General features: G+C 69.0%; 17 protein-coding genes and 2 pseudogenes. 9 read left to right on the forward strand and 10 right to left on the reverse strand.

Annotated elements, in window-relative coordinates; genetic code table 11:
• Positions 1 to 33: 33 nt before the first annotated feature.
• From OG522_RS01570 to OG522_RS01585, 4 genes and pseudogenes are all read left to right on the forward strand, one after another.
• The gene (locus tag OG522_RS01570) at positions 34 to 828 is read left to right on the forward strand and encodes an alpha/beta fold hydrolase (protein ID WP_329461092.1); all 795 of its coding nucleotides are present in this window, start codon (positions 34 to 36) and stop codon (positions 826 to 828) included.
• Positions 828 to 1,042 (forward strand): annotated as a pseudogene (locus OG522_RS01575) (helix-turn-helix domain-containing protein); the annotation flags it as partial. The gene OG522_RS01570 and the pseudogene OG522_RS01575, both read left to right, overlap by 1 nt.
• 124 nt (positions 1,043 to 1,166) lie before the next feature.
• Positions 1,167 to 2,375, forward strand: coding sequence for an IS701 family transposase (locus OG522_RS01580; RefSeq protein ID WP_329467442.1), 1,209 nt, complete (start codon positions 1,167 to 1,169; stop codon positions 2,373 to 2,375).
• 158 nt (positions 2,376 to 2,533) lie between these two features.
• Positions 2,534 to 3,534, forward strand: a pseudogene (locus OG522_RS01585) (IS5 family transposase).
• A gap of 19 nt (positions 3,535 to 3,553) precedes the next feature.
• On the opposite strand, the gene OG522_RS01590 reads toward OG522_RS01585, so the two are convergent.
• The 4 genes from OG522_RS01590 to OG522_RS01605 form a co-directional block, all read right to left on the reverse strand.
• Entirely contained in the window at positions 3,554 to 4,402 is an 849-nt protein-coding gene (locus OG522_RS01590) for an inositol monophosphatase family protein (protein ID WP_329461093.1), read from the reverse strand.
• A gap of 169 nt (positions 4,403 to 4,571) precedes the next feature.
• Complete coding sequence (locus OG522_RS01595) at positions 4,572 to 4,976, reverse strand: hypothetical protein (protein ID WP_329461094.1); 405 nt, start codon at positions 4,974 to 4,976, stop codon at positions 4,572 to 4,574.
• A gap of 397 nt (positions 4,977 to 5,373) precedes the next feature.
• Positions 5,374 to 6,018, reverse strand: a complete 645-nt coding sequence (locus OG522_RS01600; RefSeq protein WP_329461095.1) for a GAP family protein — start codon at positions 6,016 to 6,018, stop codon at positions 5,374 to 5,376.
• Positions 6,019 to 6,180: 162 nt separating this feature from the next.
• On the reverse strand, positions 6,181 to 6,378 hold the full coding sequence (locus OG522_RS01605; RefSeq protein WP_329461096.1) for a hypothetical protein: 198 nt from the start codon (positions 6,376 to 6,378) through the stop codon (positions 6,181 to 6,183).
• Between the two features lie 484 nt (positions 6,379 to 6,862).
• Between OG522_RS01605 and OG522_RS01610 the strand changes: the two genes are divergently transcribed.
• The 3 genes from OG522_RS01610 (at position 6,863) to OG522_RS01620 (ending at position 8,965) form a co-directional block, all read left to right on the forward strand.
• On the forward strand, positions 6,863 to 7,318 hold the full coding sequence (locus OG522_RS01610) for a DUF6325 family protein (protein WP_329461097.1): 456 nt from the start codon (positions 6,863 to 6,865) through the stop codon (positions 7,316 to 7,318).
• Positions 7,319 to 7,350: 32 nt separating this feature from the next.
• Complete coding sequence (locus tag OG522_RS01615) at positions 7,351 to 7,629, forward strand: SHOCT domain-containing protein (RefSeq protein ID WP_329461098.1); 279 nt, start codon at positions 7,351 to 7,353, stop codon at positions 7,627 to 7,629.
• A gap of 502 nt (positions 7,630 to 8,131) precedes the next feature.
• Positions 8,132 to 8,965, forward strand: a complete 834-nt coding sequence (locus OG522_RS01620) for an IS5 family transposase (protein WP_329461099.1) — start codon at positions 8,132 to 8,134, stop codon at positions 8,963 to 8,965.
• On the opposite strand, the gene OG522_RS01625 is transcribed toward OG522_RS01620, so the two are convergent.
• Positions 8,925 to 9,458 (reverse strand): hypothetical protein, encoded by a 534-nt coding sequence (locus tag OG522_RS01625; protein ID WP_329461100.1) that lies wholly within the window; start codon positions 9,456 to 9,458, stop codon positions 8,925 to 8,927. The two genes, OG522_RS01620 and OG522_RS01625, sit on opposite strands and share 41 nt — an antisense overlap.
• A 773-nt stretch (positions 9,459 to 10,231) precedes the next feature.
• On the opposite strand from OG522_RS01625, the gene rho reads away from it, so the two are divergent.
• Both rho and OG522_RS01635 read left to right on the forward strand, forming a co-directional pair.
• Positions 10,232 to 11,395, forward strand: coding sequence for a transcription termination factor Rho (gene rho / locus OG522_RS01630; RefSeq protein WP_329461101.1), 1,164 nt, complete (start codon positions 10,232 to 10,234; stop codon positions 11,393 to 11,395).
• Between the two features lie 199 nt (positions 11,396 to 11,594).
• The gene (locus OG522_RS01635; RefSeq protein WP_329461102.1) at positions 11,595 to 11,921 is read left to right on the forward strand and encodes a hypothetical protein; all 327 of its coding nucleotides are present in this window, start codon (positions 11,595 to 11,597) and stop codon (positions 11,919 to 11,921) included.
• 147 nt (positions 11,922 to 12,068) lie between these two features.
• Here the strand turns inward: OG522_RS01635 and OG522_RS01640 are convergent, their stop codons facing one another.
• The 5 genes from OG522_RS01640 to OG522_RS01660 all read right to left on the reverse strand — a co-directional run bounded on the left by OG522_RS01640 (position 12,069) and on the right by OG522_RS01660 (position 14,908).
• Positions 12,069 to 12,695, reverse strand: a complete 627-nt coding sequence (locus OG522_RS01640) for a flavodoxin family protein (RefSeq protein WP_329461103.1) — start codon at positions 12,693 to 12,695, stop codon at positions 12,069 to 12,071.
• Between the two features lie 92 nt (positions 12,696 to 12,787).
• Positions 12,788 to 13,678, reverse strand: coding sequence for an RNA polymerase sigma factor SigJ (gene sigJ / locus OG522_RS01645; protein ID WP_329467443.1), 891 nt, complete (start codon positions 13,676 to 13,678; stop codon positions 12,788 to 12,790).
• 275 nt (positions 13,679 to 13,953) lie between these two features.
• On the reverse strand, positions 13,954 to 14,115 hold the full coding sequence (locus OG522_RS01650) for a hypothetical protein (protein WP_329461104.1): 162 nt from the start codon (positions 14,113 to 14,115) through the stop codon (positions 13,954 to 13,956).
• Positions 14,116 to 14,237: 122 nt separating this feature from the next.
• Positions 14,238 to 14,408 (reverse strand): hypothetical protein, encoded by a 171-nt coding sequence (locus tag OG522_RS01655; RefSeq protein ID WP_329461105.1) that lies wholly within the window; start codon positions 14,406 to 14,408, stop codon positions 14,238 to 14,240.
• A 206-nt stretch (positions 14,409 to 14,614) separates the two neighbouring features.
• Positions 14,615 to 14,908 carry a DUF1330 domain-containing protein gene (locus OG522_RS01660; protein ID WP_329461106.1) on the reverse strand — a complete coding sequence of 98 codons (294 nt, stop codon included), beginning with the start codon at positions 14,906 to 14,908 and terminating at the stop codon, positions 14,615 to 14,617.
• Positions 14,909 to 14,914: the final 6 nt, after the last annotated feature.

Below are 14,914 nucleotides of genomic sequence, written 5' to 3' on the forward strand. Positions count from 1 at the left end.
GCATTGTAGAGCGGATGCTCCATAATCCATCTTATGGAGCAACCGATACAGAAGAAGGTGCCGCGTCCAGACGGCAGTTGGGTGAGCGTCGACATCTACGGCGATGCTGCGGAGCCGGGGCTGCTCATGATGCCCGGCGTGATGAGCGATGCGCACAGTTGGCGGCACGTCGCTCGCTCTCTTGAGGCGTGGGCGTCGGTGTCTGTCGTCAATCGACGGGGGCGAGCACCCTCAGGACCGCTCGGAGGCCAGTATTCGTTGCGAACCGAGGTCGACGACCTCTGTGCAGTGATCGAGGTCGTCGGTGAGCCGAAGGCCGTCTTCGGTTGGAGCTACGGGGGCCTGATCGCCCTGCTTCTTGCGTGCGAACGTCCGATGAGCCATGTGATCGCTTACGAGCCAGTCGACCCCACCTTCGGCAACGCCGCGCTGCCTTCGCTCCACGCCGCAGACGCTGTACAGGATTGGGATCGAGTGGTCGGGATCGTGAACGAGCAAGTGTCAGGCTTCTCCACGAAGTACGTCGATGCGCTGCGAGCTGATCACGGTGCGTGGTCGACGTTGCGCAGACTGAGCGAACCGCTCTACTCGGAACTGCAGGCGCTATCCGATGCCGAACTTGGCGCAGATCTCGGCTCCCACGCGGCCGTCATCGACCTGATCGTCGGCGAGCGGAACATCGGCGCGGAGCCGTACGGAACCTCGTTCCAGCGGGTCGTGAGCAGACTCCGCGGTTGCACGGTCCATCCACTGGCCAGCCAAGGACACCTCGCCCACCTCGAAGACCCCGCCGCCCTGAGTAGGCTCCTCGACAAACTCGAAGACTGATGGGAGTGCGACGGGTACATGCAAACGCCCCGCTCACCGTGAAGGGCCGACATCGCCTGATCGAACGCTGCAAGACCTGACCGTCGCACATGTTGCCGCGGAGATGGGAATCTCGCGGGATTGCGCGTCGAAGTGGGTGAATCGGTGGCGCAAACACGGTGATGTCGGGCTGCTGGACCAGTCGTCGACCTCGCGCCATCGGCCTACGGCCACTAGTAGTGCTTGGTCAAGTTCGTTCGGCGGTGGCGTGTCTTCTTGATCGGTTGTGTCGTTGATCGTGTGTGCTGGGTGGGGAGTTGGCCGCGGTCCGGTGTGATCTGGAGGACTTCGCGGCGGAGATGTTCGAGCCGTTCGGGCGGGTGGATCAGCGTCGGTGGGGTGCGGTCTATCTGCGGGGGCTGCTGCTGGAGGGCGGGCGCAAGTCGGTGGAACCGATGGCCGCCCGGTTGGGCGAGGACGGCAACCGGCAGGCGCTGGCCCACTTCATCACGTCCAGCCCGTGGGACGCGGCACACGTGCGGGCCCGGCTCGCGTGGCGGATGCAGCCGGTCGTCAGACCGACGGCGCTGGTCATCGACGACACCGGGTTCCTCAAGGACGGGGACGCGTCCGCGTGTGTGTCTCGGCAGTACACGGGGACGGCGGGCAAGGTCACCAACTGCCAGGCGGGAGTGTCGCTGCACCTGGCGTCCGACAACGCGTCGGCGGCGGTGAACTGGCGTCTGTTCCTGCCCGAGAGCTGGGATCCGGCGTCGCCGAAGGCCAATGCGGCCAAGGTGGCCCGGCGTGGCAGGTGCGGTATCCCGGCCGGAGTGGGGCATGTCGAAAAGTGGCAGCTGGCCCTCGACATGGTCGACGAGACGCGGTCCTGGGGTCTTGATGTCCCCCTGGTCATCGCGGACGGCGGCTATGGCGACACCGCCGCCTTCCGCCTCGGCCTGGAGGGCCGCGGGCTCGACTACGTGGTGGGCATCTCGACCACGACCACCGCGCAGCCTGGGGACGCACAGCTGTGCATCCCGGCCTGTTCCGGCCGGGGCCGACGAGCGGGGCCGGCCTACCCAGAAGCGGCGAAGACGGTGAAGAGTCTGGTCCTTGCGGCGGGGAAACGGGCTGCGCGGCCGGTGCAGTGGCGCGAGGGCTCGCGGCCCGGGACCGGCCGCAGCGGGCACAAACGTATGTACTCCCGCTTCGTGGCCCTGCGGATCCGGCCCGCCGGACGCGAGATCCGCAAAGCCACGGCCGGGGGCGAGTTGCCGGTGCGCTGGCTGCTGGCCGAATGGCCGGCCGACCAGGACGAACCAGTGCAGTTCTGGCTGTCCAACCTGCCCGAGACCACCCCACTGGCCACCCTCGTCCGCACCGCGAAGCTCCGCTGGCGCATCGAGAACGACTACCGCGAGATGAAACAGGCCCTGGGCCTGGCCCACTTCGAGGGCCGCACCTGGCCCGGCTGGCACCACCACGTCACCCTCGTCTCCGTCGCCCACGCCTTCTGCACCCTCCAGCGACTGACCCGGTCCCCAAAAGAGACGGCGTCGGCCTGAGCCTCTACCGAGTCGTCCGCGAACTGCAGTTACTCCTCGCAGCCTGGACCGGCGCCTGCCCCACCTGTCACCGCAACATCCCCGACCCCGCACCAACCTGACCAAGCACTACTAGGGCGTGTGCGAAGTCGTGATCAGCGGGCCGGTAGAACATTCGTGTGGCGAGGCGCGAACTGAGCGATGAAGATTGGGCGTTGGTGGAGCCGTTGCTGCCGATAGGCGGGTACGGGCCGTATCCGCACCGGCTGCGGGATCAGTTCGAGGGTGTGGTCTGGCGGTTCCGTACTGGGAGCCAGTGGCGGGAGATGCCGGAGGAGTTCGGGTCTTGGTCGACCGTCTACGACCGGTTCCGTCGGTGGCGCGATGCCGGGGTGTTCCAGGCCCTGATGGAGGCACTGATCGCCGAAGCCGCGCGGCGCGGGCAGGTGGACCTGTCGCTGGTCAGCGTGGACTCCACGACCGCCCGTGCGCATCACGATGCGGCGGGCGCACGGGTGAGTGAGGACATGCTGGCCACCCTGGAGGAGGCTGGCGAGCAGTCAAAGGGGGCCACAGAAAGGGACAAAAAGGTCAAGAGAGTGCGGAAGAAGCCGACGCTGCCGACCCCGCCCGTGCCGAGCGGCGCCGGGCTCGCCGACGGCGGCGCGCACGGCTGAAGGCCGCCGCCCTGGGGCGTTCGCGGGGCGGGCTGACCAGCAAGGTGCACCTGGCGGCCGAACGGCGCTGCCGTCCGCTGTCCTTCGTGCTCACCCCCGGGCAGGCCGCCGACAGCCCGCAGTTCATCCCCGTCCTGCGGGGCATCAAGGTCCGCGGCCCAGTGGGCCGGCCGCGCACCCGGCCCGACGCCGTCGCCGGCGACAAGGCGTACTCCTCCCGCCGTAACCGCACCTATCTGCGCAGCCGTGGGATCAAGGCGGTCCTACCCGAGAAGGCCGACCAGGCGGCCAACCGCAAGAAGAGGGGCCGTCGCGGAGGACGGCCCGTAGCCCACGACGCCGAGCTCTACCGGGACCGCAACATCGTCGAGCGCCTGATCAACAAACTGAAGGCGTGGCGCGGCATCGCCACCCGGTACGACAAGTCCCCCGAGAGTTATCTCGCAGCACTCCATCTTCGCGGCGCTATCATCTGGCTCCGCAGCCTCCGCCCCTCCAATTGATCAAGAACCTGCGCAGGTCCTAATTCCCATCGGTGAGGGCCTGCCAGTCGCGACTGCGCGGCAAGCCCTTCACCAGCTGCAAGAACTCCTCATGCAACCGGCCGTTGGTGACCAGCACCGACATGTCGCCCTGCAGCACGGACGTCCCTCCCAGGTCGGTCACCCGGCCACCGGCCTCCGCCACGATGACCGGCATCGGAGCCACGTCCTCATAACCCATCGGCGGACCGGCAATCACTCCGGCATCGGCCCACCCCGTCACCAGGGCCGCGATCATGCCGCTGGAAGGGATCAGGAAGACCCGGCGGTGGAGAGCGGAAAGGAGTTCCTCCGGCCAGCCTGCCGGATTGTGCATCAGCGTCCTTGCTCCGCCCAGGCTGGTCCGCTCCGTGACCCGAGCGCGGCGGCCCGACTTCAGGTCCGGGTCCTGACCCGGCAGCACCCAGCAGCCCAGACCGCGGCCCGCCACCACCATCTGCTGCCTCAGCGGCATGTTGATCACGCCGATGGCCGGCCCGTGCTCGTCCTCATAGGCGAGATCGTTCGAGAACAGCGGCACCCGGTGAGTGAAGTACGTGGTGCCGTTGATGGGGTCGATGATCCATCGACGTCCCGATGACCCGCTGGTCGCGCCTCCCTCCTCGCCGAAGATTCCGTCGTCCGGCACCCGGCGGCTTAGCTCGGCCCTGATGAACTCCTCGACGGCCACGTCGATCTCGGTGACCTCGCTGCCGTCTTCCTTGCGACAGCTGTGCCAGTCGCCACCGAAGAAACCTTCCGCAGACATCTGCCCAGCACGACCGGCCAGCCGCACAGCGAAGTCCAGAAGCTCCCGGTCAACGGGAGGAGCATCGAACACATAGTCCATCCGGCGAGCCTTTCACGACCTCCATGGCCGCGTGGCGCCAGATCAACTTCCCACGCCACGGAGCCAACATGATCACGACTTCGCACAGGCCCTAGTGCAGACACGGTGACCAAGATCGAGTCGATGCGACGCGAGCACAAGTAGTCAGCGGCTCGGATCGCGTTTGAACTCAACGAGACTGGCGTAAGCACCAGCCGTCGCACCAACGAGCCGAATCCTTGCCCAGCTCGGGTTGAACCGTCGTCGCGAGCATCACGCCCGCGTTCACGTCGGACGGCGGCGTGGTCGCGGCCCCCGTGGGGTCCTGCCGCCGGTCGCCCGGCTTGCAGGTTTTGTTTCGCTGCCTTTCGAAAGTGCGCTCCTTGATGAAGTCGTCCTTGTTGAGGCTGAGGATCCAGGTGACCAGGGCCGCGGCGGCGGCAACCAGCCCCATGTAGACGGCGTCCCAGGTGGGGCCGTCGGACAGGAAGGACTCGGCGAAGGTACGGGCGACGTCCGCGAGGACCTGGCGGACCTTCGCGTCGTGGGAGGAGGGGCTGTGGTCCGCCTCCCAGACCTGGATGTTGCCCGACATCCACCGCTCGGAAGCGCTCTTGAACCAGTACGCGTTTGGCCGAAATCCCTGACCGATCCAGCCGAGATGTTGCCGTATTCAGGCGTGTGCATGACGATCTGGGCTTTGCTGTCGCCGACCGCGCCGGTGCCGCCCACTCCCTGCCACCGCCCGGCGGCGCCCCCGGACCCTTGGAGGACAAACACCCACCCTGGGCAGGGACGGCGGCTGCACAGGGCCGTGGAGCCACTGAGCGGAGAACCGGGGCGCCGATCCGCGCGGCTCCGGCGTCGCTGAGCGGGCACCGATCGCCGCGCCCGGTAGACCGTCCAGCACTGCCTTCCGGCACTTCTTCCGTCGAATCCGCGCGGTCCAGGCGCCGTTCCGTCCGAGGCGGTCTCCAGCGGACGAGTTGGTCTCAACGGACGAGCTGGTAGATGCTCTCGCCCACCAGCCAGAGGCCGATGCCGAGCGAAAGGGACACGATCGCCTGATCCTGATGGCCTTCGATCCAGGCGCGCACACCGGCGAGGCGCGGAACTGCGGCAGCAGGGCTGAACGTCGTGTACAGCTCCATCACCAACAGGCTGGCGGTGGCCAGGAGGACGTAGCCGATCAGGGCGACGTAGGTGGCCAGGGAGGACATGGCGGCCTGCACCACGGTCGCCCCGCCTGCCGCGACCAGGGCCCACGGCTGGAGCAGAAATCCCAGTCCCGCCGCGTACCACCCCGAGACACTGTCGAGTCGCGCGAACCACTTGGGGGACCGGTGGGGCCGGCTCCCCTGGCGGCGTTTGCGCTCGCCGTAGACGACCATGGCGAAGCCCAGCGTTGCCTTCAGGATCAGCGCGGCGGTGGAGGTCGCGCTCTTGTGCACGGGGGGTTTGCCACCGGTGATCAGGACCACTGCCGCGATGACAAGCACCAGACAGCCGAGCCAGGCCAGGATGAACGCCACCCCCTTGCGTACTCCGCTCGGCCCCGAGAGCAGCAGAATGAACGCGATGTTGTGGAGTGGCCCGAGGGTGATGGCCACGCCGATGAGTACGAGCTCAAGCACCATGGCCGACCTCAAGGGAGCGTCGTGTCCGGCAGGATGCCGAGGCCGTTGCGCCGCGGCCCCAGGGGGCTTGACGGTTCTGGTGCGGTTCCATCTGCGCCATCCGATCAAGGGGCGGGTCACTGGTCGGGGGTGTGCGGGCCCCCCACCGACGAGGGTCAGGAGCTACCGGACGCCGTCGCTGATGATCTGCGCGATGGCGAGGGGGTCCTCACCGAGTGACTCCAAGCGCTGCGCGAGCCGACGAATCTCGGCCCCGCCGTCGAAGACACGACGGACGAAGTCCTCAGCTTCGGGACGTCGGACGTCGGGGGCCCTGGTCAGGAGCTCGTCCACGTACGCATTGGCCGGATGCGGGTCCATGGAACCCATCTGAACGCCGATCGACCTCTCCCGCATCCCCGAGGCAGCCCGGCACGCACGCGGACAGGCGGACGGGTTCGGAGCGTCACCGTGCGTCAACGACGGTGCGAAGCGGGCCGATCCACCGGGCGCTGCCGCCCCTGCCCGCCGCTCGGTCGTGCGGCGCTTCCCTCCGTGGCGGTGGCGCATCCGGGCGGCGAGGACGGCCAGGCGTCGGCAGGGCGCCTCCGGCGGCCGTGGCCGTGGCGACGAAGGCGTCGGTGCGGCGGGCGGGTCCTGGCGCGGTACGGGCCGCCGAGCACGGGACCGGGATGCGACGGACGCGGCCCGCTGATTCACTTTCCATGACGGAACGTGCCGAACCGGCGCGTCCACGTTAGCCGCGGCACGTCGCCCGCCGAAGCGGGTGCCGCGGCGCCGTCCAAGGTTGGCCGTACAGCCTGGACCGCCGACCCCGTTTGGCCCGATCCGATGAGGAGCCGACGTGAGCAACGAAACCGATGAAGCAATCGAACCGGGGCCGATCGACTATCTGGTGGTCGAGTTCCCCGGAAGCCGCATGACCGGTGAGGGGTTGCCCCTGCTGGTCGACCTGGTCGACCGGGGCATCATCCGCATCCTGGACCTGGCCTTCGTCCGGAAGGAACAGGACGGTTCGGTCACGGCCGTGGAGCTCGCCGATCTGACCGGCGCGGGCCGGCTCGACCTGGCCGTCTTCGAGGGTGTCTCCTCGGGGCTGCTCGGCCAGGACGAGCTCGACGATGTGACCGGAGTCCTGGAGCCGGGCAGCTCCGCCGGCATCCTCGTCTACGAGAACGTCTGGGCGGGACCGCTCGCCGCGGCGCTGCGCCGGGGCGGCGGCAGGCTCGTCGCCAACGGACGCATTCCGGTCGGCGACATCCTGGCCGCGCTCGACACCGTCGAGACCAGCGCCTCCTGAACCCCGAAGTCGACCCGTAGAGGAGAATTGTCATGCCAGGTCTGCTTCGCGGTGTCGCGCGCACCGCCGTCGTCGCCGGAACCGCCACCGCCGTCTCCAACCGGGTGTCCCGGCGTCAGGCCGGCCGCTGGGCCCAGCAGGAGGCCCCCGCGCAGCCAGCCGCCCAGCCCGCCCCCGCCGCCGAGGCCCCGCCGGCCGACGACATGAGCGCCAAGCTGGCTCAGCTCAAGGATCTCGGTGAGCTCAAGGACCAGGGTGTGGTCACCCAGGCCGAGTTCGACGCGCAGAAGGCCAGGATTCTCGGCTCCTGACGCACACCCGCATCGCGTGACCGCGACCACGAACGGTGTGCCGCGGTCGGCTGACGGGAGGCTGCGCCTGGGCCCGGGTGCGTTCTCCCGCGGGCCCGGGGCAGCGTACGGCGTCTTGGCGGGGTCGACGTGGCGAACGCGCGGGAAGGGAGCCGGGTGCCGGCCTCACCCTTCCTGTCGACCAGAGTGAGGAAGCGCCGGACGCAGCAGTGGTGCTTGCCGAAACCGTCAGAAGCCGTATCTCTATCGAGCATGAGGGCGGTTCTGTCGAACGGGATACCTGGTTGGGTGATCTTGGCCGGGTAGACGCATGAAGGCAGGGCCTCCGGTGCAGCACGAGGGTTGTTGAGGCCAACTCGAGTGCAGGGAGACCCTGTTGATGCAGTTGTACGCGGTTTCGTCCTTCGAGTTCAACTCGGCGCCCTCGGCGTGCGATTGCCTCGCTCACCGGTTCGGGAACGCGGCCGACCACCCGGACAGGGTGCGGCGGTATCCCTCGGACATGACGGACGCGCAGTGGGCGGTGGTGCGCGACGCCATGCCGGTGCCGGCCTGGCTGGAGGGCCGGGGCGGACAGCCGGAGGGCTACTGCCACCGGCAGATGTTGGACGCGGTCTTCTACGTCACCGACAACGGCGTGAAGTGGCGCTCCGTTCCTGCGGACTTCCCCGCCTGGGACCGCGTCTATGCGTTCTTCCGCAGGTGGCGGGAGAACGGTCTGGCCAGGGAGTTCCACGACCGGCTTCGCGGCCGGGCCCGCGAGGCCGCAGGCCGCGAGAGCGAGCCGACTGCGGCCATCATCGACTCGCAGTCGGTCAAGGGAGCCGCCTCGGTGCCCGCCGCCTCGCGCGGTTACGACGGTGGCAAGAAGATCAACGGCAGGCGCCGGCACATCATCACGGACAGTATCGGCCTCATCCTGATGGTCCTGGTGACCGCCGCGGATGTCACCGACCGCCAGGCCGCCCGGGTCATGTTGCCGCTGCTGCGGGCACGGTTCCGCAAGATCACCCTGGTCTGGGCCGACGGCGGCTACACCGGCGACCTCGTCACCTGGGCGAAGGAGGAACTCCGGCTCACCCTGCAGATCGTCAAGCGCGGTGACGGCATGACGGGGTTTGTGGTGTTGCCGAGACGGTGGGTGGTGGAGCGAAGTCTGGGGTGGCTGCTGCGCACGAGGCGCCTCGCCCGGGACTACGAGACGCTGCCCGCCAGCAGCGAGGCGTTCATCTGCTTCTCGGCGAGCATGCTCATGGCCCGCCGCCTGGCCCGCACGCCGGCCGCCGGCCAGACCCTCAGCACGCCGCGTCAGGGGCAGACGGCACGCGCGGCGTGAACCGGCCCGACGGCAGGGCGGCCAGCCAGCCCCGCTCGACCAGCCGCTTCGCCTTCGAACGCACCCCCTCGATCTTCGCCGGCACCAACTCAAGCCCGAGCCGGTCCGTCATCTCCTTCGCCATCAACCCCTCTTTGCCATCAGGGAGTCCGCCCTCCAGTAGCTCCACGATTCGCCGGTAGTCCGGCGCGAGCGCCCCAGTTGTCGCCCCCTCCCGCCACCTCGACACGATCGAACCGGCAACCGGGGCCCTGCCCTTGGTCGCCGGAGCCTTCGCCGTCACGTTCTGCGGAGCGTCAACGGGCACCTCGATCACCGCCCCCGGAGCGGCCAGAGCCTCCGCCAGCTCGGCTTGGGCGATCACCCGCCGTTCCAGCACCGTCTCCGCCTCGCGGAGTTCGGCCAGGACCCGGTCCGCTTCCGCCTGGAGCTCCTCCACCCGCACCCGGGCAGCCGTCTCGCGTTCCTCCAACAACCCCATCACCGAAGCCACCGGTCATCTCCGCATCGCCGAGCGCGAACTGGTCGCCCGAACCCACAGACACAGGCTCTGACTCTGACTCTGACTCTGACCACCGGCGAACCGCTCGTACATGTCGTGGTTCTTCTTCCATGCGGCCTCTGAGTTGCGGGCGGGAGAACCTCGCGGCGGCCCGCGCCTACTTCGCCACGGCCCGGGACCCTGGCCGCACCACGCCACGCCACCGCGCTCGACAGACCGTGACCAACGACAACGAGGGCCTGCCGAACCAGAAGTGGGCCCTCAAAAACTTCCGGTAAGGGCCGCTTAGTCCCGAGCCAGGGGCGGCCCAGCACTCCCGGGCTCGGCAGGATGTCCCTTCGGGCAGCGCCGGGCCGGTGACGCGGTCCGGATCCGGCGCCCAGCCACATATCCACCCCGCCCGGCCACCGGCAGAACCATGATCGCGGCCCGCACGGCGCCGGGGGCGGCCGGGCCCCGGCGCCCAGGACGGCTGCGTACTGTCCGGTGGCCGGGGTAGCCGGGAGCCCGGTACGGGGTGCTACTCTGCGAACAGCACGTGTGTACGCCCCTTCTTCGCGGCGTCCGTGCTGGTTTCCTCCCGGTGCCACCTCCAGTGCGGTGCCCCCCGTTTCCCCTCCCGGCCACGGCACGGCCCACCCGGATCCATGCGGACACCTCCGGATCCTCATCCGGACGTCAACCCAGCGGATCCGTCCGGACACTCAACCGGTGCTGTACGGCTCGGACTTCTCCTGCGCCCCGTCGCGCGAAGGGACCCTCCTGTGCTCAGCACGCTCGAACACCCCACAGCCACTGAACCCATCACGACCCCCAACCCCACCACCCCCATCCACTCCGACCGCACCGCCCAGGCCCCACTCACCGGAGTCCTCGACCTCACGGGCGGGCAGGGCACACTCCGGACCACCGGGTACACCCCGGCTCCGGGAGACGCGAAGTTCCCGACGTCCCTCATCCGTCAACTCAGCCTCCGCAAGGGTGACTTCGTCGAATGCGAGGGCCCGGCGCCCGAGCGGGTCGTGCGGGTCAACGGCCGCCCGGCCGAAGCCCTGCGCGGAAGGCCGCACTTCGCCGATCTCACCCCGCTGCACCCGCGCGAACGACTGCGCCTCGAAACCCGGCCGGACCGGCTCACGGGCCGCGTCGTCGACCTCGTCGCCCCCGTCGGCAAGGGGCAGCGCGGCCTGATCGTCGCCCCGCCGAAAACCGGAAAGACCATCCTGCTCAAGGAGTTGGCGCAGGCAGTCGCCGAGAACCATCCCGAGTGCCACCTGATGGTGGTCCTCATCGACGAACGGCCCGAGGAAGTCACCGACATGCGGCGCTCGGTCCACGGCGAGGTGCTCGCCTCGACGTTCGACCGGCCACCGAAGGAACACATCGCCCTCGCCGAACTCGCCGTCGAACGGGCCAAGCGTCTGGTCGAGCAGGGCCGTGACGTCGTCGTGCTCCTGGACTCGCTCACCCGGCTGTGCCGCGCGCACAACAACGCGGCCGGACCCGGCGGGCGCACCCTCAGCGGCGGGGTCGACGCGGCCGCGCTGCTCGGCCCCAAACGGCTGTTCGGTGCCGCGCGGCTCACCGAAGAGGGCGGCTCGCTCACGATCCTCGCGACCGCCCTGGTAGACACCGGTTCGCGCGCCGACGACTACTTCTTCGAAGAACTCAAGAGCACCGGCAACATGGAACTGCGCCTGGCCCGCACCCTCGCCGACCGGCGCCTGTTCCCGGCCGTCGACATCACCCCCTCAGGCACCCGCCGGGAGGAACTCATCCTGGGAAAGGCCGAGTTGAGCGGCGTTCGAGGACTACGCAGGGTGCTCCACCACCAGGACGCGTACGGCGCCCTCGACGCGCTACTCGTCAAGATGCGGCAGGCGCCGGACAACGCAGCCTTCCTGCGACAGATCCACCTGACCGCGTGAAGCGCGTAAGGCTTCCTGCCGGCCTCCCTGCCGGACATGGCAACTGCACCTGGACGCCGGTGAGGCGCTGACCACCACGGCGGGCGACGTCGTACGCCAGGGCGAGGACCTGGGACGGTGGGTGACCTCGGTAAGGCTCGGGGGGGGGGGGACCAACTCACCGGGGCGCAGCAGTCACGATCGGGATGCGGTGGTCGTGATGGGCGTCGTCGTCACCGCGGACGCCGCGCTCGCGGCCGGCTATCTGCTCGGGCGGCTGCGTCCGTGGCAGCGGGCGGGTGACTGGGCGGCCGATCAGGCCCGCTTCACCGGGACGTGGGTGCGGGGCGACTCCGGCCGCCAGGCCGTCGCCGTCCGGCCTATGTCGTGGCTGGAACAGCGCGTCCCTGGTCTTCGCGGCGGCCGGGCGGCCGTGCTGGAGATCCTTTCATCGCTCTCGCGGAAATGGCTCATCCCATGGCTCTCACGGTCAGGGGTTGGTTCGGTCAACAGGAAGCGATGCTCAACACGGCCGCCATCACGCTGATGACCCGCCACTACCCCAGCGCCGCCCCACCGCGGCCCGGCGAACTCGTCCAGGCCGCGTGCCGCCAGCTGTACGGGTGGCACGCGTGGAACGGGACGGCCGGGCGCGTACATCTCCCACGGGCGCCCTGCACCCGTGGGAGGCGGATCAGGCGGCGACCGCAGCGCGACCGGCGGCGTACACCGCGGCCTGGGCGGCGACTCGTCGGCCGAGGTGTTCGGCGGTTGCTATGTCGGCCTTGTGGACGCCGTCCGGGCCCCGGTCGGTGTCGGTCTGCGCGCCAGCGCCCAGGTAGAAGCCGAGGCGGTTGAGGTCGTTCTCGGAGGCGGTGGTGGAGTGCCAGCCGGACGGCAGGCCCAGGTTGATCCAGTGCATTCCGTGCTGGGCGGCCAGCACGGAGAAGAACTGCAGGGTGTGCAGCTTGTCGCCGCTCTTCGAACCGGAGTTGGTGAAGCCCGCCGCCAGCTTGTCCTGCCAGGCGCGGGTCGCCCAGCGCTTCGAGGTGGCCTCGGCGAAGACGTGGAAGGCGCCGGACGCGGTCCCCATGTAGGTCGGCGAGCCGAAGACGATCGCGTCGGCGGTGTCGAGCAGAGCCCACTGCTCCTCGGTGATCTCGTCGACCTTGACCAGGTGGACGGTCGCCCCGGCGTCGGCGGCGCCCTCGCGCACCGCCTCGGCCAGCACCGAGGTGTGGCCGAAGCCCGAGTGATGGGCGATGGCGACGACCGGCGGGACGGCAGCGGCGGAAGAATCGGCCGGGGCAGGCGTGGTCATGATGGCAGGGCTCCTCAGGATCGTGCCGCGTGGCGCGGCGCGAGGCGGTCAATTCACCAGGGAGACGAGGTAGCCCCTCCAGGTGTGACAGCTCAGACGTGCACGAGTTTGTCGGGATTGATGACCCTGCGGTACGCGGTGATCAGACCGTCTGTGATCTGGACCGTGTCCACGGAGTGGACCCGGCCTTCGCGGTGGAACACCAGGGCGAGCTCGCCGCCGACTTCAGCGAAGGCGATACGGTCCGGACGCCACCGGCGTCCCACACGCACCATGACCTCGGCAACGCGCTCGCCGCCGTGGATGAGCTTGCGTGCCGCGAATGTCTTGCCGCCGCCGTCGGTGACGAAGACGGCGTCCGGGTGCAGGAGCCTGACCAAGCCGGCCAGGTCCCCGGCCTCGTACGCGGCGCGGAAAACCGCGAGGACGCGTTCGCGCTCCGCCTTCGACGCCTGCGGCATGGACTGTTTCGCCTTGGCCACTCGCCGTCGCGCCCGCGAGGCGAGCTGCCGGGCGCCCGGCGCGGAGACGTCCAGCACCTCGGCGATCTTGCCGAACTCAAGGCCGAAGACATCGTGCAGGACGAAAGCCACCCGCTCCGGCGGGCTCAGCTCTTCCATGATCAGCAGCATCGCCGAGCTGACGGATTCATCGACGAGTACCGGCTGCGACGCGTCCGGCCCCGTCAGCAGCGGCTCCGGCAGCCACGGCCCGACATAGCTCTCCCGACGGAAACGGGCACTCTTGAGAATGTCGTACGACCGCCGCGCGGCCACCGTCACCAGCCAGGCCCGCAGATCACCGATGTCCCCCAGATCCGCTCCGGCCGCCCGCAACCACACATCCTGGGTCACGTCCTCGGCATCAGCCACACTCCCCAGCAGCCGGTAGGCCACACCGAAAACCGCAGGCCGGTGCCTCTCCCATCCGGCTCCGAGCGCCTCTTCCTGCTCAGACCGTCCGGGCCCGTGCCCATCACCCATACCGATCGCAACCTCCTCCAGCATGCGGATCCAGCGTAGCTACCCGGACTCGGGATCTTCGAAGGCGAACTCGTCGCCGGCGGCGCCAATACGGTCACCAGGCCACTCAGGGCGCTCTGCGGGATACGGCGGGTGAACCACCCCCTCCAGCGCGTGGTCTCACGAACCTGCATCGGCAGCCATCCGTACCACCCACTCACACACCTTCACTGCTCGCTCGATGCGGCTGGATCTGACCAACAGTGGTCCGCCGAGCTCTCGGTCGATCCGGTTGATCAGCGCGACGAGGGTGAACGTGTTGCGACCGAAGTCGCTCGCATCCCGATGTAGGCGTCGCGCAGCCACTTGTACCGTGCGTCCAGGTAGCGGCCGGTCTGCGTGCGCACGTACGCCTCGATCGGTGCGACGTCGAAGCCGAGTTCCACCGCGTACCGCATAGTGGGCGTGGCGTACCAGGCGGGGCCCTCGGGGTGGTTGCCCTTCGGCGTGAACAGGGAGGGCAGCCGGGTGCCGTCGATGGTGCGGCCGTTGATCTGGACGCGGCAGAGCTCGACGTGGCTCAGGTCGACCAGCCTGAGTCGGGCAGTGTCGGGTCGAACGTCGGGTTGCCGGTCAGGCGGGTCGTCCGGTTCAGCCCGATCGTGAGGCCGTTCGCGGCCGCGGCGAACGACATGTTGATGCCGACCGCGACCAGGCCCTGGTCCACACCCCCGAGCACACCAACACCCATCGGCCAGCGGATCAGAACTGACGAAACTGAGACAGCGTCACCCCCATGCAACAACGCCCCGAGACAGCAACCCCCCGCAGTTCTCTCCCACCCAGGACAGCGGCCCCACACCTCGAACCGCCACCGACCAGCAACAACACACCCAGACCCCCACTGCCTCTCAACCCACTGTCCCAAAACCGAGAGATCGCAGCTGGGCCCGCCGGTCAGTCGATGCCTTCGATGATGCGGAAGTCGCGCTCGACGCCGTCGGGGAGGGCCGCCAGCGCCTTCTGGTATGCCTCGCTCTCGTATGCCGCGACGGCCTGTTCAAAGCTGTCGAACTCGATCAGAACGACGCGTTGCGTGATTCCGGCCTCGTGGGCGACGACTCGACCGTCACGGGACTTGGTTCGCCCGCCCGCAGCCCGGACAGCCGGACCGGCCAGCTTGTTGTAGACAGTCAGCCCCTCAGGGTCGGAAATGGCGGGGTAGACACTGACCCAGTAGCCCTTAGCCATGGAAAC

The organism is Streptomyces sp. NBC_01431, from assembly GCF_036231355.1.
Lineage (GTDB): Bacteria > Actinomycetota > Actinomycetes > Streptomycetales > Streptomycetaceae > Streptomyces.